Origin of the sequence: Enterobacteriaceae endosymbiont of Plateumaris pusilla, assembly GCF_012562765.1 — a bacterium.
GTDB lineage: Bacteria > Pseudomonadota > Gammaproteobacteria > Enterobacterales > Enterobacteriaceae.
Map to the genome: position 1 here is coordinate 216,432 of NZ_CP046226.1, position 24,287 is coordinate 240,718.

A 24,287-nucleotide genomic window follows, 5' to 3' on the forward strand; every position below is an offset into this window, starting at 1 on the left:
AAGAAAGGATAAATTAATAGATATTAAAACTAGTGATTATAATAAATAAAATTTTAAATCACTAGTATAAATAATAAATTATTTAAAATATTTTAATTTATTTTTATCTCGTATTGCTCCTTTATCAGCACTTGTTGCTAGTGCTGCATAAATTTTTAATGCAAAAGATATTTTTCTTTTACGATTATAATTAGGAGTATAAGCTAATGTACCTCTATTTTCTTCTTCCTTAATTCTTTTATCTATTATTTTTTGAGAAATAAGAAGATTAATATATCTATCTGGTATATTAATTTCAATTATATCTCCATTTCTTATTAAAGAAATATATCCTTTATTTGCAGCTTCTGGTGAAACATGTCCAATTGATAAACCTGAGGTACCTCCAGAAAATCTTCCATCTGTAATTAATGCACAATTTTGATCTAATTTCATTGATTTTAAATAAGATGTTGGATATAACATTTCTTGCATACCAGGTCCGCCTTTGGGACCTTCATAACGAATAACAACTACATCACCTGAAATAATTTTATTATTTAAAATTGCATATACTGCTGATTCTTGACTATCATATACTTTAGCTGGACCTTTAAATATTAGTAAATTTTTATTTACACTTGCAGTTTTAACTACACATCCATCTTTAGCTATATTACCGTATAAAACTGCTAATCCACCATCTTTACTATAAGAATATTTATATGATCTAATACAACCAGTTTTTCTATTATCATCTAAATTGTTCCATTTATTTTTTTGAGAAAAAGGATTTATAGTTTTAATATTTCCTGGTGCTGCTAAAAAAAAATTTTTAATTTTTTTATTTTTAATATTAATTATATTATATTTATGAATCATTTGTTTTACTGTTAAACCTAGTATATTTTTTACATTAGAATTTATTAACCCTATTTTATATAATTCACTTAATAAATTAATTACACCACCTGCTCTATGAAAATCTTCAATATAAAATTTATTCGTACTAGGAGAAACCATACATAACCATGGTACTTTTTTTGATAATTTATCTATATAAGATAAATTTAATTTTATTTTTGCTTCTTGAACTAAAGCTAATATATGCAAAATTGTATTAGTAGATCCACCCATTGCAATATCAGTTATTATAGCGTTTTCAAAAGATTTTTTATTAGCAATATTTCTAGGTAAAACACTTTGATCATTATCATGATAATATTTTTTTGTAATATCTACTATTGTTTTTGCTGATTGTATACATAATTCTTTACGATATATATGAGTTGATAATAAAGATCCATTACCAGGTAATGCTAAACCTAAAACTTCTACTAAACAATTCATTGAATTTGCAGTAAACATTCCAGAACAAGAACCACATGTTGGACACGCGTTATTTTCAATATTTTTAACATATTGATCTGATTTATCTAAATTAGCTGAATTTATCATTGCATCAACTAAATCAATTCTTATTAATTTTGATGAAATATTTATTTTACCAGCTTCCATTGGTCCACCAGAAATCATTACAGTAGGTATATTTAAACGTAAACTAGCCATTAACATACCAGGTGTAATTTTATCACAATTAGAAATACAAATCATTGAATCTACACAATGAGCATTAATAACATATTCTATTGAATCTGCAATTAATTCTCTAGAAGGAAGAGAATATAACATCCCATCATGACCCATAGCAATACCATCATCAATAGCTATTGTATTAAATTCTTTTGGAACTCCACCCATTTTTTTTATTTCTGCTGAAATAATTTTACTAAATTCTTTTAAATGAATATGACCTGGAACAAATTGTGAAAATGAATTTACTATAGCAATAATTGGTTTTTGAAAATCAGAATCATCCATTCCAGTTGCTCTCCAAAGAGCACGAGCTCCTGCCATACTACGACCTTTTGTCGTAATAGATGAACGATAATTAGACATTATTTTTTTCTCTTTTTATATAAAATGAATTATTATTTAATAAATATAATCTAACCAATTCCATTTATCTTTTATTATTCCATCAAATAAATTAAAAAATTCTTGTTGAATTATGTGTGTAATTTTACCTCTTTTTCCACAACCAATTTTTATACCATCTATACTTCTTACTGGAGTAATTTCTGCAGCAGTTCCTGTCATAAATATTTCATCAGCTAAGTATAATGATTCTCTTAATATCAAAGATTCTTTAGTTTTAATTCCAATTTTTTTAGCTATTTTTAAAACTGAATCTCTAGTAATACCTGGTAATATTGAAGAATTTAAAGGTGGAGTAAATAAAATATTATTTTTTATTTTAAATATATTTTCTCCTGCTCCTTCTGATACGAATCCTAAACTATCTAATGATATACCTTCATGATATCCATTACGTCTTGCTTCACTACCAATAAGATAAGAAGATAAATAATTACCTCCAGCTTTTGCTATACTAGGAATAGTATTTGGTCTTATTTTATTCCACGATGATATCATAGCATCAATACCATTAATTATAGCTTTATTACCAAGATAATTACCCCATGAAAAAGAACTAATTATTACATCAGTATAATATTTTTCAGGAGGATTAACTCCTAATCCTACATCTCCTATAAATATTAAAATTCTTATATAAGCTTCTTCTAATTTATTACATTTAATTGTAATACGTACTGCATTCATTAAATCTTTCATCGTAAATTTTAATGGGAAACGATAAATTTTTGCAGAATTATATAAGCGTTCAATATGATCTTTATGACGAAAGATAGCGGGACCTTTATATGATTTATAGCATCTTATTCCTTCAAAAACAGAAGTTCCATAATGTAATGCATGTGTCATTACACTTATTTTTGCATTTTCCCATTTAACTACATCTCCATTAAACCAAATAAAATCTGCTTTTTTTGTTTTCATCATGATATTTCCTTATTTAATCAAATTAGCAGTATTATTATGACATTCATTAAATTACTTTAATATCAAATACATCTATTAATTTAGAAAGTTGTTTTACAAGAAAATCTACAGGTTTTGTACTTTCTACAATTATTTCAATAAGTATATTTCCTATTTCTATAATTGAATTAACTTTCATAGAATAAATTCTAAATCCTCTATGACGAATAATACGTAAAATACGTTCAATAATTTCAGGACTAATATATGTATTAATATGTATTTTATATTGATTCATTAAATTTCCTCTATCATATTTTCATTACTATGACCAGGAGGAACTAATGGCCAAACATTATCACATTCATTTATAGATACATGTAATATATATGATTTTTTTTCATTAAACATATTTTTTAAACTTAAATCTATTTGACTAATATTATTTATACTTTCTCCTGATATTCCAAAAGCACTAGCTAATAATAAAAAATCAGGATTATCCCATAATATTGTTTCACTATATCTTTTAGAAAAAAATAATTGTTGCCATTGTTTAACCATACCTAATCTATTATTATCTAATAATATAATTTTTATAGGCAATTTCTTTCTTTTAATTGTACTCAATTCCTGAATATTCATCATAAATGACCCATCACCTGTTATACATATTACTGTATCATTTGGACGTCCTATTTGTGCTCCAATAGCTGCTGGTAAACCAAAACCCATAGTTCCTAAACCACTAGAAGTAATAAAATTTTTTGGAGAGGAAAAATTAACATGTTGTGCAGTCCACATTTGATGTTGACCTACATCTGTAGTAATAACTGTATTAGAATTTTTAAGATCTGATAATTTTTTTAAAAGTATTGGTGCATAAATTTTTTTTTTATTAAATTTATTAATTTTATAATTCCAAGAATATTTTATTTTTATTTTTTTTATATAATTTTGCCATAAAAAAATATTATTTGGTTTTGTTAAAAATGGAATTATATAATTTAAATTTCCTAATAAATTAAAATCTGTTTTACAAATTTTATTAATTTCAGATGAATCTATATCTAAATGAATAATATATGCATTAGGAGCAAATTTTTTTGGATTACCTGTAACACGATCATCAAATCTTGCACCAATAGCTATTAGTAAATCACATTTTTGTACAGCATAATTTGCTGCTTTATTACCATGCATTCCTAACATCCCAAGATAATAAGGATATTTATTGTCTACTGATCCTAAACCTTTTAATGTTACTACTATAGGTATTTGAGTTTTATTAATAAATTTTTTTAATGCAATAATAGCATTACTCATTCCAACACCACCACCTATATATAATATAGGCATATTAGATTTTTTTAAAAAATTATTAATTTTATTTATATTTTTTTTTGTAATATTTATTTTTTTATCTAAATTTTTTGAAATAAATTTATTTTTTACCATTTTAGGAATATTATTAGATAATTGTATATCTTTTGGTATATCTATTAGAACAGGTCCTGGTCTATTAGATAACGCTATTAAAAAAGCTTTATCAAAAATATCATTTAATGATTCTATTGATTTTATTAAAAAGCTATGTTTTGTACATGATAAAGACATTCCTATAATATCAATTTCTTGAAAAGCATCAGTTCCAATTAATGAAGTAGATACTTGTCCTGTTATAGCTATAATAGGTATAGAATCTACCATAGCATCTGCAATTCCTGTAATTAAATTAGTTGCTCCTGGACCTGATGTTGCTAAACAAACTCCTATGTTACCAGTAGATCGTGCATAACCTATAGCAGCAATAGCAGCAGCTTGTTCATGTCTACATAATATATGTTCAATTTCCCCCTTATATAAGGCATCATAAAGAGGCATAATAGCTCCACCTGGATGTCCAAATATTATTTTTACTTTTTGTCTTTTTAATGCTTGAATTATACATTCTGCTCCATTCATAATTATTATTACCTCTTATATTCATAAAAAATATATGTATAATTCAATATTAATTTTTAGTTAATATTTATACAAAATTCTTGAGATTAAATATGTAGGGTTTAATTTTGATTATATTAAATTATTTTTAATAAAAACTTTACTTCAAGTCAAATTAAAACTTAATTTTTTAATAAATAAATTATTTATTACTAATTATAGTATTTAATAAAAAATATTATATAAAAATAATAATTCAGGGGTGGAGGGATTTGAACCCCCAACTATCGGTTTTGGAGACCGATGCTCTACCAATTTGAACTACACCCCTTAAATTTTATTAAATTAATATGTTAATGATTTAACATATGGAAGTAATCAATAATATATTATTAATTATTATGATTCAATATAAAAAATATAAATTATTATTTTAAATAATTTTATTTGACAATTTATTTAATAAATATAATTATTAATAAATATATTTATTCAAATATTATTTTAATATATACAAATATGACAAAAAAAAATAATAAATATGCATTAATTAGTGTTTCAAATAAATCTAATATTCTTTTTTTAGCACAAAAATTAATAGAATATAATTATAATTTAATATCTACAAAAGGAACTTATCTTTTTTTAAAGTCTCAAGGATTAAATAATGTAATAGAAATATCAGAATATCTTAATTATTCTAAATTAATGAATGAAAAAGTAAAAACATTACATCCTAAATTATATAGAGGAATATTAAGTGATAGAAGTATTAATGATGTTATTTTCATGAAAATGAATAATATTAAAATTATTGATATAGTAGTTATTAATTTTTATCCCTTTGAAAAAAATTTTGTAGAAAAAAAAATAAACGATAATATTATTTCTAGTAATATTGATATTGGAGGACCATGTATTGTTCGAGCTGCAGCTAAAAATTATAAAAATGTTACAGTTATAATTGATAATAAAGATTATTTATTAATTATTGATGAATTAAAAAATAATAATAGTATATTATTAAATACAAAAATTAAATTAGCACAAAAAGCTTTTCATTATGTTTCATTATATGATAAAAAAATATCAGAATATTTTAATACAAAATACCAAAATTTAAAATATTTAAAAAATAATAAAAAAAATTATGTTTTTCCTGATAAAATAACATTAAATTTATTTAAAAAAGAAAATTTAAGATATGGTGAAAATCATCATCAAAAAAGTGCTTTATATTACACTGATGATAATAAATATGTAAATAATAATAATTTTGAACAAATACAAGGAAAAAAACTTTCATATAATAATATTATTGATGCTAATGTTGCTTTAGAATGTGTACAAGAATTTTCAAATCCATCTTGTGTTATTATTAAACATGCTAATCCATGTGGTGTATCAAGTAGTCATACTCTTAAAGAAGCATATATTAATGCATATAATACTGATCCAGTATCATATTTTGGTAGTGTAATAGCTTTTAATAAACAATTAAATTTAGAAACTGTTAATATTATTATACAAAATAATTATATAGAATTGATAATAATTCCATCAATTACTAATGAAGCTAAGATTTTAATTGCTAAAAAAAATAATATACGTATACTACTATATAATTTTAATAGTCAAATATTATTTGAAATGAAATGTGTTAATAATGGAATACTTATACAAAATACTAATTTAAATCAAATTAATAAAAATAATATTAATATTGTTAGTAAAAGAATACCTAAAAAAAATGAAATAGAAGATATTATTTTTGGATGGAAAATAATAAAATTTGTTAAATCTAATGCTATTATTTATTGTAAAAATAATATGACTTTAGGTATAGGTGCAGGTCAAATGAGTAGAATTGATTCTGTTAAATTAGCTATTATTAAAGCTAAAGAAAGAAAATTTAATTTACATGGATCATCAATGATTTCTGATGCATTTTTTCCCTTTAGAGATAGTATTGATTTTATTTCAAATTTAGGTATAAAATGTATTATACAACCAGGAGGATCTTTAAGAGATAAAGAAGTTATTGATGCTGTTAATCAATATAATTTATCTATGGTATTTACCAATATACGTTCTTTTCGTCATTAAATATTATTCAATGTAATTAAAATTATTTAATAATTTTAATTATTAAAAATTAATTTAAGAATTAAATAATTCAAATTATATTTAACTATAATATAAACAATTTTAATAATTATTTATGAAAAAATTTAAGGTTTAAAACATGACTGATTGGGTTACAGGAAAAATAAAAAAAATAAATTATTGGACAAAAAATTTATTTACTATTATTTTAAATGCAAAAATAAATTCTTTTATTCCAGGTCAATTTACAAAACTATCTTTAATTATAAATGGAAAACGGATACATAGAGCATATTCTTATATAAATTCTCCTGAAAATATTAATCAAGAATTTTATATTAAAAATATAGAAAAAAAAGGTCATTTAACACCTTATTTATATAAGTTAAATAATAATGATAAAATTATGATTTCTAAAAATGCTTCAGGATTTTTTACTGTTAATAATATTGAATCTTGTAAAGATTTATGGATGATATCTACTGGAACAGGTATTGGACCATATTTATCAATATTACAAAATGGTAATTATTTAGAAAAATTTAAAAGAATTATTTTAATACATGCTGTAAGATATATAACAGATTTTAGTTATATTAATTTAATTAATAATCTTAAAACTAAATTTAAAAATAAATTAATTATTCAAATTATTACTAGTAGAGAAAAACAACAAAATAATTTATTAAATGGACATATTCCTGAATTAATGAAAAATGGTATTTTAGAAAAAAAAATAGGTATTACTATAAATAAAAATAATAGTCATATAATGTTATGTGGTAATCCTCAAATGGTTTATGATACACAAAAATTATTACAAAAAAATTATGGTTTATCTAAAAATTTAAAAAATAATAAAGGAAATATTACTATTGAAAAATATTGGTAATATTAATATAAAATGAATAAAAAAAATATAAATATTAAACCATTTTTAATTATTGGTAATTGGAAACTTAATGGTAATACTATTTTTGTAAAAAATTATATAGATAAAATAAAAAATTTTTTAAATAAAAGAAAATTAAATTATTGTAAAATATCTATTGCACCTTCTTATACTTATTTATATTTATCTAATATTTATTTAAATAATACTAAGATTAATTTAACAGCACAAAATGTAGATATTAATCTTTCTGGATCTTTTACAGGTGAAATATCAGTAAATATGTTAAAAGATATAGGAGTTAAATATGTTATTATTGGACATTCAGAAAGAAGAATATTTCATAAAGAAACTAATGAATATATATCTAAAAAATTTCATATAATTAAATCTCATGGGCTAATACCTATTTTATGTATAGGAGAAACAAAATTAGAAAAAAATATGAATCAAACAAAAGATATTTGTGCAAAACAACTAGATACTATATTAAATACTCAAGGAGTTCAAGCTTTTAATAATACTATTATAGCTTACGAACCAGTTTGGGCTATTGGTTCAGGTCAATCAGCTAATCCAATAGAAGTTCAAAATATTCATAAATTTATTAGAGAATATATTGCTAAAAAAGATTTAAATATATCTAAAAATATTACCATTCAATATGGAGGATCCGTAAATCAAAATAATATAGATATATTTATTAAACAAAAAGATATAAATGGTTTTTTAATAGGTAAAGCTTCTTTAACAGCAGAAAATTTTATATCTATCGTTAAAAAAGCCGAAAAAATTATAAATTCTATTCAGTAGGTCTTAAAGTAGGAAATAAAATTACATCTCTAATAGATTGAGAATTTGTAAATAACATAATTAATCTATCAATTCCAATACCTAATCCTGCAGTTGGTGGTAATCCATATTCTAATGCTTCTATATAATCCTTATCATAAAAATTATGTTGTGTACTATCTTCTTCATTTTTTAGAAGCATTTGTTGTTTAAATCTTATTTTTTGATCTTCAGGATCATTTAATTCAGAAAAACCATTAGCTATTTCCATTCCATTAACAAAAAATTCAAATCTATCAGTTAAAGATGTATCTAATTCATTTCTACGTGCTAATGGTGATATTTCTGTAGGATATTCTGTAATAAATGTAGGTATAATTAATTTATTTATTATTTTTTCTTCAAATATAGACGAAATTATTTTTCCTATACTCCAATTATAATTAATTTTAACTTTTAACATATTACTAATATTTATTAATTTATTAAAATCATTAAGATCTTTATAATTAATACTAGGATAATAGTAAACTATAGATTCTTTCATAGTTAATTTATTAAATGGTTTACTAAGATCAAATTCATTATTATTAAAAAATAATTTATTAGAATTTAATATTTTTTGACCTATATGAAATAACATTTTTTCAAGTAATATTATTAGATCGTTATAATTAGCATATGCAATATATAATTCCATCATTGTAAATTCAGGATTATGTTGTGTAGAAATACCTTCATTACGGAAATTTCTATTAATTTCAAAAATTTTATTAAATCCTCCAATAATTAATCTTTTTAAATATAATTCTGGAGCTATACGTAAATACATATTACGCTTAAAAGTATTATGATGCGTTATAAATGGTCTAGCTGTAGCACCTCCAGGAATAATTTGCATCATTGGTGTTTCTACTTCAATGAAATTCATTTCATTCATAAAATTACGTATAGTAAATATTATTTTTGATCTTTTTTCAAAAATTTTTTTTGATTCATTATTTACAATAAGATCTAAATATCTTTTTCTATATTTAACTTCTTGATTTTTTAAACCGTGAAATTTATTAGGTAATGGTCTAATAGATTTTGTTAATAAATAACATTTTTTAGTATATATTGATAAAACTCCAGTTTTAGTTTTAAAAATATTACCAATAACGCCTATTATATCTCCAAGATCACATTGATATATAATTTTTTTATATTTTTTTATAGATAAACTATCAGCAGATAGATATATTTGAATATATCCTGTTTCATCTTTTATTTTAATAAAAGATGCTTTACCCATAATACGAAAATTAATAATACGTCCAGCAATATGATATATTAAATTTTTATCCAAAATTGAATTAAGATTATTAAATCTTTTATATAAAACATCAGATGTAATATTAACTTTAAAATTATTAGGAAATGCATTATTATTTTTTCGTAATTCTATTAATTTTTTTATGCGTGATTCTCTTTCATTATTAATTATTTTAATAAAATCATTTTTTTTAAAATTTTTATTTTTTTTTTCAGACATAATAAATATTTTCCTATGTTTTTTATAATCCTATTTTTAAACTAGCTTTAATAAATATATCTATGTCACCGTCTAAAACAGACTGAACATTATTAGTTTCTACTCCTGTACGTATATCTTTAATTCTTGAATTATCTAAGATATAAGATCTTATTTGATTACCCCAACTTATGTCTGATTTACTATTTTCTATTTTTTGTTTTTCTATATTTTTTTTTTTAGAATCTAATTCATATAATTTTTTTTCTATTTGTTTCATTGCTTGATTTTTATTTTTATGTTGTGATCTATTATTTTGACATTGAGTTACTATACCTGTAGGTATATGAGTAATTCTTACAGCTGATTCTGTACGATTAACATGTTGTCCTCCTGCACCAGAAGATCTATATACATCAATACGTAAATCATCTGATTTTATCATTATATTAAAATTATGATTAATTTCAGGATATATAAATGTTGAACTAAATGAAGTATGACGTCTTCCATATGTATTAAAAGGACTTTTTCTTACTAAACGATGTATACCACTTTCTGTTCTTAACCAACCAAAAGCATAATTTCCTATTATTTTTATAGTTGCTGATTTTATACCTACTTTTTCTCCTAGAGATTTTTCAATTATATATGTTTTAAATTTTTTATTTTCAGCCCATTTTAAATACATTCTCATAATCATTTGTGCCCAATCTTGAGATTCTATTCCTCCTGAACCTGCTTTAATATCAATAAAACAATTTTTATTATCATTTTTTTTTATAAAAATTTTTTGAAATTCTAATTCATCTAATTTATTTTTTATAATATGTAATGTATGATAAGATTCTTGTAATATCTCATTATCATGAGTATCAATAGCTAACTTAATTAATTCATCAATATCTATTATTTCTTGATTAATTATATTCAAAGTAAATAAAATATTTTCTATATAAAATTTTTCTTTACTTAATTTTTTTCCATAGCTGACATTTTTCCAAATATCTGAGTTTTTCAATTGATTATTTATTTTTAGTATTTTTTTTTTAATTCTGAATAATCAAAGAAACCTCCTAATAAAATTATTTTGTTCTTTAATTTTATACAAATTATTTTTTATTAAATTAATTTCAAACATAATAAATAAATTTCCTTAAAATAAAATTTTTTAATTAAATACAAATTAATTTCTAATAAATATTTTAATTTTAGTTTAAAAATAAATTATATAAAAAAATAATTATTAAATATAAATTTATATGGCCCTTGTTGGATTTGAACCAACGACCTAACGATTATGAGTCGCTTGCTCTAACCACTGAGCTAAAGGGCCAAATATTAATTATATTAATAAATAATTTAAATTATTGCAATAATATATTTAAATAATATTATTTAGATAATTTTTTTAATAAATACATATTAGTATTTTCTCTTAAAATATGTATTAAAAGAATTGATGGTTTACTATTAGTAATTTTTTTTACATCTTTCATTGTATGAACTGGGATGTTATTAATATCTAATATAATATCATCAGGATTTAAACCAACATCTTCAGCTTGGGAACTTTCCACTACTTCTATAACTTTAACACGTCTAATTTTAAATTTATGTTTTCTTTTATTTACTTTATTTATTACTATATTTTCTAATTGAGCACCTTCTATTCCAATATAATGTTGAGATAAAGCTAAACTATCTGAATCTTCTTCTAAAATAAGCATTATATTTCTTATTTTACCATTACGTATAATAGTAAGTTTTACTTTAGTACCAACAGGTAATACACATATTCGTGATTTTAATTCATAGAAACTATCAAATTTTTTATCATTCATTAAAATAATTATATCACCTGCTTTGATACCACTATCATATGCAGTAGAATCTGCTATAACATTAGTAACAAAAGTTCCACCTTTTATATTTGTAGTTGGAGCTTTCATAATATTAGCTAATGTTTTATTAATACCTATACCTACAATACCAAAAGAAACATGTCTTATTCTACCATATTTAATTAATTCATGACTTAAACTAGAAATTGCATTACTAGGAATAGCAAAACCAATTCCTACATTTCCTCCATCAGGAGATAAAATAGCAGAATTAAGACCAATTAATTCACCATTTAAATTTATTAATGCACCTCCAGAATTACCACGATTCATAGCAGCATCTGTTTGGATAAAATTTTCGTAAGTACTTGTATTAACTCCATTACGTCCTAAACCAGATATAATTCCAGTTGTTACTGTATTTCCTAATCCATAAGGATTACCTATAGCAATAGTATAATCTCCAATTTTTAATTTATCAGAATCAGCCATTTTAAAAGCAATAAGATTTTTAGCATTTTTTATTTTAATTATTGCTATATCTATTTTAGGATCTGAACCTATTACAGAACCTTCAAAATAACGACCATCATTTAATTCAATTTCTATTTTTTTAGCTTTATCTATAACATGGTGATTAGTTATAATATATCCATTTTTAGCATCTATTATAACTCCAGATGCTAATGAACGAAATTTAGTTTCTAAGTTAGCATCAGCAAAACTACCTGTTGGACAAAGAGGTGTCTCTCTATACATAGAACCTTCCTCACAAAAATCAGGATTATTTCCTAATAATTCTTGTAATTGTGGAGGTAAAGCAAAATTAGTTATCATATAACTACCATCTACTGTTATATTTACAACAGAAGGCATTGCTTTATTTAACATTTTAGATAAACTAGGTAATTTTTGATTTAATAATTGAGATGATAATGATGTTGCATGAATTTTTACTAAAGATTGTGCTGATATAATAATACAAAATATAAAATATACAATTAATTTTAATTTTTTCATTCTATTATCTCATAATAAAATTCAATAGTTTTTTTATATTTATAAAAATACAAAAAATAGTTAAAAATTAATAATCTTATATATAAGAATAACATAAAAAATATATATAAAATTTTCTCAAATAATAAGATAATTCAAACTCTTTTAAAATACATATTTTAATATATAAGTATAAATTATAATTATAATTTTAATTTTTTAATCATTAAAAATTTTTACAATTTTATATACTTAATATAGTATATAGAATACTCTTATATTTAGTAATAATAAATACATATGTTAGATAAATTTAAAAAAATTGCTGCTCATGCTGCTATAAATTATATAAATAATAATAATAATATTAATATTATTGGTATTGGTACAGGTACAACAATAAAATATTTTATTAATATGTTATCTAGTATTAAAAATAAGATTAATGGATTTGTTTCTACTTCTATTTCATCTACAATTGAATTAAAAAAATATGATTTTCATATTTATGATAGTAACGAAGTAAATTCAATTGATATATATTTTGATAGTGCTGATGAAATAAATAAAAAAATGGAAATGATAAAAGGAGGAGGAGCTGCATTAACTAATGAAAAAATAGTTTCTAGTATTGCTAAGATATTTATATGTATTGTTGATCAATCTAAACATGTAAAAATTTTAGGTAAAAAACATCCTTTACCTATTGAAATTATACCATTAGCTAAATCTTATATTTTTAAAGAATTATCTAAATTAGGAGGTCATCCAAAACATAGAAAAGGAATTATTACAGAACATGGAAATATAATAATAGATATATATAATTTAGATATTAGTAAACCAGTAAAATTAGAAAAATATATTAATTCTATTACTGGGGTAGTAACAGTAGGTTTATTTGCTAATAGATGTGCTGATATTATTATAACTGGAAATTATGATTATACTGTATCAATTATAGATAATAAAAAATAATTGCTTAATAATTAATTAAAATTAAAATATTTTAAAAAATATTATTAAAAAATTTCATTTTTAATTAATATAATTAAACTAATTAAAATATTTACTAAAAAAATAATATATTATGAAAATAAAATTTTCAAAAATGCATTCATTAAGTAATGATTTTGTTGTTATAAATAACACAAAAAAAAAATATTATTTAGATAAAAATATTATTCAAAAATTATCAAATAGATATACAAGTATAGGATTTGATCAATTATTATTAATAGAATTATCTAATAATAAAAATATTGATTTTCATTATCGTATATTTAATGCAGATGGTAAAGAAGTTAATCAATGTGGTAATGGAGCAAGATGTTTTGCTATATATGTAAAATTAAAAAAATTAACTTTGAAAAAAAATATATTTATTAGTACTAATACTAATATTTTACATTTAAAAATTTTAAAAAATAATAAAGTTTGTGTAAATATGGGTACTCCTTTATTTAATCCTGAATCTTTACCTTTTTTAGGAAAATTAAAAAAAGATAGTTATTCATTATTTTTTAATAATAAATTAATTATATTCGATATTGTTTCTTTAGGTAATCCTCATTGTGTTATTCAAGTGAATAATATATCTGATATACCTATAAAATTAATAGGTTCTTTTATTCAAAATCATAAATTATTTCCTAATAAAGTTAATGTAGGATTTATGGAATTTATTAATTCTAATAATATTAAATTACGTGTTTTTGAACGTGGTGTAGGTGAAACTAATGCATGTGGTACAGGAGCCTGTGCTGCTGTAGCTATAGGTATAAAAAAAAAATTATTATCTGATAAAGTTAAAGTTGATTTAATAGGTGGATCTTTAGATATAAAATGGAAAGGTAAGAATAGTCATATATTCATGAAAGGTGATGCTCACTATATTTATGATGGAGAAATAGATTTATAATCTAATTATACAATTAATTTTAAAATTTTTATTATAATGGTCTATAAAAATAAATGCATATTATAAAATTATTAAATAATTTAAATGATAAACAAAAAAAAGTAGTATCTTCCATTCGTAAAAATTTATTAGTGTTAGCAGGAGCTGGAAGTGGAAAAACACTTGTATTAGTTCGTAGAATAGCATGGTTAATATCAATTGAACATTGTTCACCAAAATCTATTTTAGCTGTAACTTTTACCAATAAAGCTGCTAAAGAAATAAAAAATAGAGTATCACAATTAATTGATAATAAAGAACAACAAGATGTTTGGATAGGAACTTTTCATAGTTTTGCTTATTATCTACTTAGAATACATTATTTAGAAGCAAAATTACCTAAAAATTTTCAAATAATAGATAATGAAGATCAAAAACGTTTAATAAAACGTATTATTAAAATAATGAATTTAAATATAAATGAAAAAAAATATTCAATTAATTATATTATTAAAATTATTAATCAAATTAAAAATAATTGTATTAATTATAATAAAAATAATATTATGGATATTCCAATTTATGAAATATATAATGAATATCAAAATTTATGTAAAATTAATGGCGTTGTAGATTTTAATGAATTAATTTTTAGATTATATAAATTATTTTTATATAATGAAAATATATTAAAAATTTATCAGAAACGTTTTCAAAATATTTTAATTGATGAATTTCAAGATACCAATAGTATACAATATAAATGTATTTATTTATTATATAATAAAAATTATAAAATAAAAGTTACTATAGTAGGAGATGATGATCAATCTATTTATGGATGGCGTGGAGCAAAAATAGAAAATATTAAGCTTTTTTTAAAAGATTTTCATGATGTTGAGACTATTTTATTAGAACAAAATTATCGTTCAACTAGTAATATTCTTAATGCAGCTAATAGATTAATATCTAATAATAATTCTACTAGATTAGAAAAAAAATTATGGACTAATACTAATGATGGAAAATTAATATCAATATATTTTGCATTAAATGAATTTGATGAAGCTGAATATGTTATAAATTATATAAAAAATAATTTAATAAAAAAAAATATACAATTAAATGATTGTGTAATTTTATATAGAAATAATTTTCAATCACGAATTATAGAAGAAAATATGTTAAAACATAATATTCCTTATAAAATAACTGGAGGTGTAAGATTTTGTGAAAGACAAGAAATAAAAAATACATTATCATATTTAAGATTAATATCTAATTATAATGATGATAGTTCTTTTGAAAGAATTATTAATATTCCAAAAAGAGGTATTGGAATTATTACTATAAATATTATAAAATCTATAGCTAAAAAATTTAATTTTACATTATGGGAAGCAAGTAATTTTATTATTAATAATAATACAAATATATTAAATAACATTCCATATAATGCATTAAAAAAATTTATTTATTTAATAATAACTTTAAAAGAAAAAACTATTAATTACTCATTACCAATAAAAATTGAAGAAATTATGAAATCTTCAGGACTATGGAGCTTATATTTAAAAAATAATTATGAAAAAAATAATACTAGAATAAATAATTTAAAAGAATTAATTAATGCAGCAGTTCAATTTATACAATTTACTAATATTAATAATAGCATAAATAAAAATGATAATTTAATAGAATTTTTATCTCAAACTATATTAGAATATGAAGATAAAAATGAACAAAAAAAAGATAAAAATAATAATTTTGTACAAATGATGACTATTCATGCTTCTAAAGGATTAGAATTTTCTCAAGTTTTTATTATAGGTATGGAAGAAGGAATTTTTCCAAGTAAAGCATCATTAAATAATAATGAATATCTTTACGAAGAAAGACGTTTAGCATATGTAGGAATTACTAGAGCTAAAAAAAAATTAGTATTAACTTATGCAAAACAACGTTATTTTTATGGTAAAGAGATTAATTCATTACCATCTAGATTTATAAATGAATTACCATATAATTGTATTAAAAAAATTAATTATTTAGAATATAAAAAAAAAACTACAAATATTAATTTTAATAAAAAAAATTTTTATTTAGGACAAATAATTTATCATAAAATTTTTGGTAAAGGAAAAATTTTAAAAATTGAACAAATAACAATTAATAAAAAAATAAAAATATTATTTGATAATGTTGGTGTTAAATGGATAATGTCTAATTATATTAAAATATATGATCAATAATATTACTATAGAATTAACAAAATATTTAAGCATAAAATATATAATTCTTTAAGATAATAATCTAAAAAATTTTTTATTTTTATAATTTTAATTATAATAAAAATATTTTTTATTCTTTATTATAGGAGTAAATGTAATATGCTAAATGTTTTTAAAATACATAAAAGTCGTTTAACACGCTTAGAATTAAATAATAGTGATTTTTCAGATTCTATCTGGATTGATTTAATTAAACCTAATAATAATGAAAGAAAAAAAATATATTTTTTTCTAGGGCAAAATTTAGCTACTAGACCTGAATTAGAAGATATAGAAGCATCAGCAAGATTTTTTGAAAATGAAGAAGGATTACATATTCATTCATTCTTTTTTTATGAAGATATAGATGATCATGCAGGAATTTCAACAGTAGCATTTACCATTAAAAATGGACGTTTATATACATTAAGAGAACGTGAATTACCTGCTTTTCGTTTATATAGAATGCGTACTCGTAATCAAAAATTAGTAGATGGTAATCCTTATGAATTATTATTAGATTTATTTGAAACAAAAATAGAACAGTTAGCAGATGAAATTGAAAATATATATAGTGATTTAGAACATTTAAGTAGAATAATTATGAAAGGACATCAAGATGATAAATTTGATAATGCTCTTTCAACTTTAGCAGAATTAGAAGATATTGGATGGAAAGTTAGATTATGTTTAATGGATACACAAAGAGCACTAAATTTTTTAATGAGAAAAACAAGATTACCTAATAATCAAATGGAACAAGCAAGAGAAGTTCAAAGAGATATTGAATCATTATTACCACATAATGAATCTTTATTTCAAAAAGTTAATTTTTTAATGCAAGCAGCAATGGGATTTATTAATATAGAACAAAATCGAATTATAAAAATTTTTTCATTAGTTTCTGTAATATTTTTACCACCAACTTTAGTTGCTTCAAGCTACGGTATGAATTTTTCTTTTATTCCTGAATTAAAATGGAAGTATGGATATCCATATGCATTAATATTAATGATATTAGCTGGTTTAGCTCCTTATTTTTATTTTAAAAAAAAAAAATGGTTGTAATAAAAAATATAATTTAATATTAATAATAATTTAAAAAAATAAATTTTTTATTCAAAATAATTTTTATATAAGTATTTTTTTTTAATTATTAAATTTTAAATTAATAAGTAATATTAATTACTTATTTATTTATAAAATAAATATTTTTAATATATTATTTTTTTAAATTAACATAGGAGAAATAAATTTAATTTAACCTATGTTAATTTTTGATTATAAAATTTAAATTATTATAATTTTATAAATTATTATTTATTTTTATTTTTTTTTTCATAATCTTTTACGTTTTTTTTAATTTTTAACCATCCTATACATAATATAATTACTAATATAGGTATAAATACAATTAAATATATATAATTAGGATATTTAAAAAACATTGAAATAGTTACAAAAAAAAGAAAACATAAAGTTAACCAAGAAGTAAACGGAGTACCTGGCATTTTAAAATTAATTTTTTTAATTTTACCTTCATTAATAGCTTTTCTTAGTTTCATTTGACAAAGAATAATAAAAGTCCATGTAGAAACAATTCCTAAAGAAGCAATATTAATCATATTTTCAAATATTTTATAAGAAAATTTATAATTTAAATAGATACCTAATATATAAAATATAAGAGTGATAATTATACCTACATAAGGAATTTTATTATTATTCATTTTAGCCATTATTTTAGGAGCACAATTTCTAATTGCTAAAGATCTTAAAATTCTACCTGTAGAATATAGTCCTGAATTTAAACTAGAAAAAGCAGCACTTAAAACAATAAAATTCATTATTCCACTTATATATGTTAAACCTATTTTATTAAAAAATGTAATAAAAGGACTTTCATAAGCTTTATATTCGTTCCATGGCATTAAAAGAAGTAATAATAATATTGATCCTACATAAAAAATAATAATTCTAAAAATAATATTATTAATAGCTTTAGGTAAAATTTTTTTGGGATTTTTACATTCTTCTGAAGTTGTACCAATTAATTCTATAGAAGCAAAAGAAAATATTACACCTTGAATTAAAGATATTGATGAAAAAAAACCATTAGGAAATATATTATAATTTCCTTTTAATATAAAATTATATCCACTATTTGGCATATCATAATGGTAATAAAATATTATTGAACCAATTATAAGAAAAAGTATAATTGCTATAACTTTTATTATAGAAAACCAAAATTCCATTTCAGCAAACCATTTAACTCCTACAATATTTATTGTTCCAATAATTATTACTACGATTAAAGCTATTGACCATTGAGGTAAAAAATGAAATATATTCCAATAATACATATAAATTGTTATAGCTATTATATCAATAATACCAGTTATTATCCAATTAATAAAATACATCCAACCGCATATATATGCTGCTTTATTACCTAAAAATTCTGAAGAATAAGATACAAAACTTCCACTAGAAGGTCTATATAATAATAATTCTCCTAATGCTCTCATAATAAGGAAACAAAAAAAACCACATATTAAATATGCTATAATTAATCCTATTCCCATATTTTGTAATCTATATCCTGTTCCTAAAAAAAAACCAGATCCAATTGCACCACCAAGTGAAATCATTTGTATATGACGATTAGTTAATACTTGATTATATTTAGATGTTTGATTATTTAAATTATGCCTATCAACATCTATTTTTTTTTTAATATCCTTTTTATTTTTTATCATTATTTATTCCTAATTTAATTTAATATTTATAATTAACTGGAAAATATAGAATAATAAAATATTTGATTAATTTAAAATTTAAAAATTTTATATATTTATATTAAATATAATTTTTTTATAAAAATAATTATATATGATAATATGAATTTATAAAAATTAATAATTTCGTAAATTATCATAAATTATACATAATTTTATTAATTAAAGTATTATAAATAAAATTTATTACAAAATACCTACAAATTTTGTAATATAATTAATTTTATTAAATTAATTTTTTTTAAAATAATTTAATTAATATTCATTATGAATAATATTTTTAATTATAAAAATTATTATTCATAAGTAAAATTTTTATAAAATATATATTTTAGGATATTAAATGAATAATTATAATAGGAATTCTACAAAAAATTTTTTAGATATAAATATTTCTTATATAGAAAAATTATATCAAAAATTTTTAATAGATCCTTATTTTGTAGATGAATCTTGGAGAATTTTTTTTCAAATATTTATAAATAATATAAATAATAATATACCAAATTGTTTTAATAAAAAAAATATTAATAATAACTATAAAAATAATTTATATTTTATAGAAAAAATAAACCAATTAATTAATAATTTTAGAATGTTAGGTCATTATTATGCTAATATAAATCCTTTACAACTTCATAAAAATAAATTAAATGATGTTTTAAATATCGAATATTATGGATTTAATAATAAAAATTTAGATAAAAAATTTAAAATAAATAATTTTTTGAAAAAAATGTCAATAATAGATATTTATTATTTTTTTAAAAATATATATTGTAGTTCTATTGGCATAGAATATATGCATATACATTATAATGAAAAAATTTGGATTCAAAATAAAATAGAATTAATAAAAAAAAATTTTTATGATAATGAAAAAAAAATTTTTTTAGAAGAATTGATAGCATCAACAACTTTTGAAAAATTTATAAGTAAAAAATTTCCAGGAGCAAAAAGATTTTCTCTAGAAGGATGTGATGTTTTAATTCCAATGTTAAAAGAAATAATACGTTATTCAAGTAATAATCAAAATAACATAACAGAAATAATATTAGGTATGGCTCATAGAGGAAGATTAAATGTTTTAATTAATATTATGGGTAAAAAAATAAAAGATATTCTAAATGAATTTTCTAATATTATTACGGATAAAAATTATATAGATGATGTAAAATATCATATAGGATATAATTGTAATATAAAAGTAAAAAATAAAACGATTAAATTACAATTAGCATTTAATCCATCTCATTTAGAAGTAATTAATTCTATTGTTATGGGTATAACTAGAGCAAAAAATGATTTTTTAAAAGAAAATAATAAAAATGATAAAATATTACCTATAAACATACATGGTGATTCATCTATTGTAGGTCAAGGGGTTGTACAAGAAATTTTAAATATGTCTAATACTAGAGGATATAGTGTTAATGGAACAATTCATATTATTATTAATAATCAAATAGGATTTACAACTTCAAATATTAAAGATACTAGATCCAGTTATTACTGTAGTGATATAGCTAAAATGATCCAATCTCCTATATTTCATGTTAATGCTGATAATATAGAAGATGTAATGTTTATATCTCGTATTGCTATTGATTTTAGAAATATATTTAAAAGAGATGTTTTTATAGATTTAGTTTCTTATAGAAGATATGGACACCATGAATCAGATGATCCTTATATAACACAACCAATAATGTATTATAAAATAAAAAATCATTTAATAGCTCAAGAATTATATTCTTCTAAATTAATTTTAGATAAAATAATAGATAAAAAAAATTATTTAAATTTAATAACAAAATATTATAATTTATTTAATAAAGGTAATTATATAATCAAAACTAATTTAATTAAAAATAATCAATATAAATTAATTAAACAAAAAATTATTAATGAAACATATTTAAAAAATTTACTAATTAAAATTAGTACTATTCCGAAAAATTTTAATGCACATCCTAGAATAATAAAAATTTTTTCAGAGAGAAGAAATATAGTAAATACCCAAATTGATTGGGGTACAGCAGAAAATTTAGCATACGCTAATATTATTAATCATGGAATTTCATGTCGTTTAACAGGACAAGATGTAAAAAGAGGAACTTTTTCACATAGACATGCTGTTATATATGATCAATTAAATGGAAATTCTTATTATCCTTTAAAAAATATAGGAATATTTTATATATATAATTCTATTTTATCTGAAGAAGCTATTTTAGGATTTGAATATGGTTATTCTATTACTAATTTAAATACATTAACAATCTGGGAAAGCCAATTTGGAGATTTTTCTAATGGAGCTCAAATTATTATAGATCAATTTATTAGTTCAGGAGAAAAAAAATGGAACTATAAATCAGGTTTAATATTAATGTTACCTCATGGTTATGATGGTCAAGGTCCTGAACATTCTTCTGCTAGAATAGAAAGATATCTACAATTAAGTGCAGAAAATAATATAAAAATTTGTATACCATCTAATTCTTCACAAATATATCATTTATTATGTAAACAAGCATTTAATATAGATAAAAAACCACTTATTATTTTTTCTCCAAAATCTCTTTTAAGATATAATTTAGCTAAATCAACATTAGAAGATTTAATAAATAAAAAATTTTTTTCTGTTATAGATGATAATAAAATTATAGTAAATATTAAACGTATTATTTTTTGTTCAGGAAAAATATATTATGATTTATTAAATTATAGAAATAATATAAAAGAATGTAATATATTAATTATTAGAATTGAACAATTATATCCATTTCCATTAAAAAATTTAAATAAGATTTTTAAAAAATATAAAATAATTAATAATATTTTTTGGTGTCAAGAAGAACCTATGAATCAAGGAGCTTGGAATTATATTCAGTATAATTTTCAGAAAAATTTTTCTTGTAAAATTAATTATATAGGTAGAACTGAATCTGCATCTTCAGCTACAGGTCATTTATCTATTCATAAACAAGAACAACAAAAAATATTATACTCAGCATTTAATATTAATAAAATTTTATAAAAAAATAAAATTTTATAAAAAATAGGATTAATTTAATGAATATAATTAATATTATTGTCCCAGAATTACCAGAATCAGTTAATAATGCTATTATAATTAAATGGCATAAAAAATTAGGAGATAAAATATATCTGGATGATATTCTTGTAGAATTGGAAACAGATAAAGTAGTATTAGAAATACCTGCTACTAATAACGGAATTTTAAATAGTATTTTAGTTGAAAATGGTAATATAGTACAATCTCAACAAATAATAGGTACAATAAATTTAAAAAAAAATTTAGATCAAAATATTAAATTAAATTTGATAAATAATAAAAAAAAAAAATTAAAAGAAAAAACAAACTATTTTAATATAGAGAACATTACAAATAAAACTATTAATGATTTTAGTCCCTCTATTCGTAGAAAAATAAAAAAAAATAATATTACTATAGAACAAATAAATAATTTTAACATAAATAAAATAAAAAATTTTAAAAAAAAAGAAGAAAATGTTTCATTAATTAATAATCAAAAACGTGTTAAAATGACACAAATTAGAAAACATATTTCTAAAAGATTAATGGAATCAAAAAATAATTCTGTAATGTTAACTACTTTTAATGAAGTTAACATGCAAAAAATTATTGATATAAGACATAAATATGGTGAATTATTTAAACAAAAATATAAAATTAAATTAGGATTAACGTCTTTTCATGTTAAAGCTGTTTCTCAAGCACTTAGATATTTTCCTAAACTTAATGCATTCATAGATGGAGATGACATTATTTATAATAATATATATAATATTAATATTGCATTATCAACAGAAAGAGGATTATTAGCTCCTATTATAAAAAATACTAACGATTTATCTTTAATTGAAATTGAAAAAAAAATAAAAGAATTAGTCAATAAAGGAAATATGAATAAATTATCTATTGATGATTTATCTAGTGGTAATTTTACCATTACTAATGGAGGTGTTTTTGGTTCTCTTATGTCTACACCTATTATAAATCCTCCTCAAAATGCTATATTAGGAATACATGCAATTAATAATAGACCATTTGTATTAAATAATAAAATTAGTATTGTACCTATAATGTATTTAGCATTATCATATAATCATTGTTTAATAGACGGAAAAGATTCCATAGGATTTTTATGTTTAATAAAACAATTATTAGAAGATCCCTTTCGTTTATTATTGAATATTTAAATCAATGATATTAATATTAAAAATTAATATTATTAAAATATTTAAAATATAATATTATTATTTATTTTTCATTATATATTCTAAAATATATAATA

16 protein-coding genes, 2 tRNA genes and 1 pseudogene are annotated in these 24,287 nt (G+C 20.4%); 9 read left to right on the top strand and 10 right to left on the bottom strand.

The window, feature by feature from the left end; translation table 11 throughout:
- Window positions 1-78 precede the first annotated feature (78 nt).
- From ilvD to GJT83_RS01025, 5 genes are all read right to left on the bottom strand, one after another.
- Window positions 79-1,938 (bottom strand): dihydroxy-acid dehydratase, encoded by a 1,860-nt coding sequence (gene ilvD / locus GJT83_RS01005; RefSeq protein ID WP_168892603.1) that lies wholly within the window; start codon window positions 1,936-1,938, stop codon window positions 79-81.
- A 36-nt stretch (window positions 1,939-1,974) separates the two neighbouring features.
- Window positions 1,975-2,901 (bottom strand): branched-chain amino acid transaminase, encoded by a 927-nt coding sequence (locus GJT83_RS01010; RefSeq protein WP_168892604.1) that lies wholly within the window; start codon window positions 2,899-2,901, stop codon window positions 1,975-1,977.
- Window positions 2,902-2,950: 49 nt separating this feature from the next.
- On the bottom strand, window positions 2,951-3,181 hold the full coding sequence (ilvM, locus tag GJT83_RS01015; RefSeq protein WP_168892605.1) for an acetolactate synthase 2 small subunit: 231 nt from the start codon (window positions 3,179-3,181) through the stop codon (window positions 2,951-2,953).
- On the bottom strand, window positions 3,181-4,848 hold the full coding sequence (ilvG, locus tag GJT83_RS01020; protein WP_168892606.1) for an acetolactate synthase 2 catalytic subunit: 1,668 nt from the start codon (window positions 4,846-4,848) through the stop codon (window positions 3,181-3,183). Before ilvG ends, ilvM begins: the two co-directional genes overlap by 1 nt.
- A gap of 236 nt (window positions 4,849-5,084) precedes the next feature.
- Window positions 5,085-5,158: transfer RNA gene (locus GJT83_RS01025), tRNA-Trp, on the bottom strand.
- A 188-nt stretch (window positions 5,159-5,346) separates the two neighbouring features.
- On the opposite strand from GJT83_RS01025, the gene purH reads away from it, so the two are divergent.
- The 3 genes from purH to tpiA all read left to right on the top strand — a co-directional run bounded on the left by purH (window position 5,347) and on the right by tpiA (window position 8,638).
- On the top strand, window positions 5,347-6,933 hold the full coding sequence (purH, locus tag GJT83_RS01030) for a bifunctional phosphoribosylaminoimidazolecarboxamide formyltransferase/IMP cyclohydrolase (protein WP_168892607.1): 1,587 nt from the start codon (window positions 5,347-5,349) through the stop codon (window positions 6,931-6,933).
- A gap of 139 nt (window positions 6,934-7,072) precedes the next feature.
- Window positions 7,073-7,825: an FAD-binding oxidoreductase gene (locus GJT83_RS01035; RefSeq protein WP_168892608.1), complete on the top strand. Its 753-nt coding sequence runs from the start codon at window positions 7,073-7,075 to the stop codon at window positions 7,823-7,825.
- A 33-nt stretch (window positions 7,826-7,858) separates the two neighbouring features.
- Entirely contained in the window at window positions 7,859-8,638 is a 780-nt protein-coding gene (tpiA, locus tag GJT83_RS01040) for a triose-phosphate isomerase (protein ID WP_168892861.1), read from the top strand.
- On the opposite strand, the gene lysS is transcribed toward tpiA, so the two are convergent.
- From lysS to GJT83_RS01060, 4 genes and pseudogenes are all read right to left on the bottom strand, one after another.
- Window positions 8,628-10,151 (bottom strand): lysine--tRNA ligase, encoded by a 1,524-nt coding sequence (lysS, locus tag GJT83_RS01045; RefSeq protein ID WP_168892609.1) that lies wholly within the window; start codon window positions 10,149-10,151, stop codon window positions 8,628-8,630. The two genes, tpiA and lysS, sit on opposite strands and share 11 nt — an antisense overlap.
- 22 nt (window positions 10,152-10,173) lie before the next feature.
- Window positions 10,174-11,271, bottom strand: a pseudogene (gene prfB / locus GJT83_RS01050) (peptide chain release factor 2).
- Between the two features lie 122 nt (window positions 11,272-11,393).
- A tRNA-Ile gene (locus GJT83_RS01055) sits at window positions 11,394-11,466 on the bottom strand.
- 58 nt (window positions 11,467-11,524) lie between these two features.
- A complete protein-coding gene (locus GJT83_RS01060) occupies window positions 11,525-12,994 on the bottom strand; it encodes a Do family serine endopeptidase (RefSeq protein ID WP_168892610.1) in 1,470 nt (489 codons plus the stop codon).
- A 279-nt stretch (window positions 12,995-13,273) separates the two neighbouring features.
- On the opposite strand from GJT83_RS01060, the gene rpiA reads away from it, so the two are divergent.
- The 4 genes from rpiA to corA all read left to right on the top strand — a co-directional run bounded on the left by rpiA (window position 13,274) and on the right by corA (window position 18,211).
- Window positions 13,274-13,951, top strand: a complete 678-nt coding sequence (rpiA, locus tag GJT83_RS01065) for a ribose-5-phosphate isomerase RpiA (RefSeq protein WP_168892611.1) — start codon at window positions 13,274-13,276, stop codon at window positions 13,949-13,951.
- Between the two features lie 118 nt (window positions 13,952-14,069).
- A complete protein-coding gene (dapF, locus tag GJT83_RS01070; RefSeq protein WP_211080564.1) occupies window positions 14,070-14,894 on the top strand; it encodes a diaminopimelate epimerase in 825 nt (274 codons plus the stop codon).
- A gap of 53 nt (window positions 14,895-14,947) precedes the next feature.
- Entirely contained in the window at window positions 14,948-17,125 is a 2,178-nt protein-coding gene (locus GJT83_RS01075; RefSeq protein ID WP_168892613.1) for a UvrD-helicase domain-containing protein, read from the top strand.
- A 138-nt stretch (window positions 17,126-17,263) separates the two neighbouring features.
- The gene (corA, locus tag GJT83_RS01080; protein ID WP_168892614.1) at window positions 17,264-18,211 is read left to right on the top strand and encodes a magnesium/cobalt transporter CorA; all 948 of its coding nucleotides are present in this window, start codon (window positions 17,264-17,266) and stop codon (window positions 18,209-18,211) included.
- A 248-nt stretch (window positions 18,212-18,459) separates the two neighbouring features.
- Here corA and GJT83_RS01085 read toward each other — a convergent pair whose 3' ends face one another.
- The gene (locus tag GJT83_RS01085) at window positions 18,460-19,905 is read right to left on the bottom strand and encodes an amino acid permease (protein WP_168892615.1); all 1,446 of its coding nucleotides are present in this window, start codon (window positions 19,903-19,905) and stop codon (window positions 18,460-18,462) included.
- A 382-nt stretch (window positions 19,906-20,287) separates the two neighbouring features.
- Between GJT83_RS01085 and GJT83_RS01090 the strand changes: the two genes are divergently transcribed.
- Window positions 20,288-22,984 (top strand): 2-oxoglutarate dehydrogenase E1 component, encoded by a 2,697-nt coding sequence (locus GJT83_RS01090; RefSeq protein WP_168892616.1) that lies wholly within the window; start codon window positions 20,288-20,290, stop codon window positions 22,982-22,984.
- 35 nt (window positions 22,985-23,019) lie between these two features.
- On the top strand, window positions 23,020-24,192 hold the full coding sequence (gene sucB, locus GJT83_RS01095; RefSeq protein WP_168892617.1) for a dihydrolipoyllysine-residue succinyltransferase: 1,173 nt from the start codon (window positions 23,020-23,022) through the stop codon (window positions 24,190-24,192).
- Window positions 24,193-24,287: the final 95 nt, after the last annotated feature.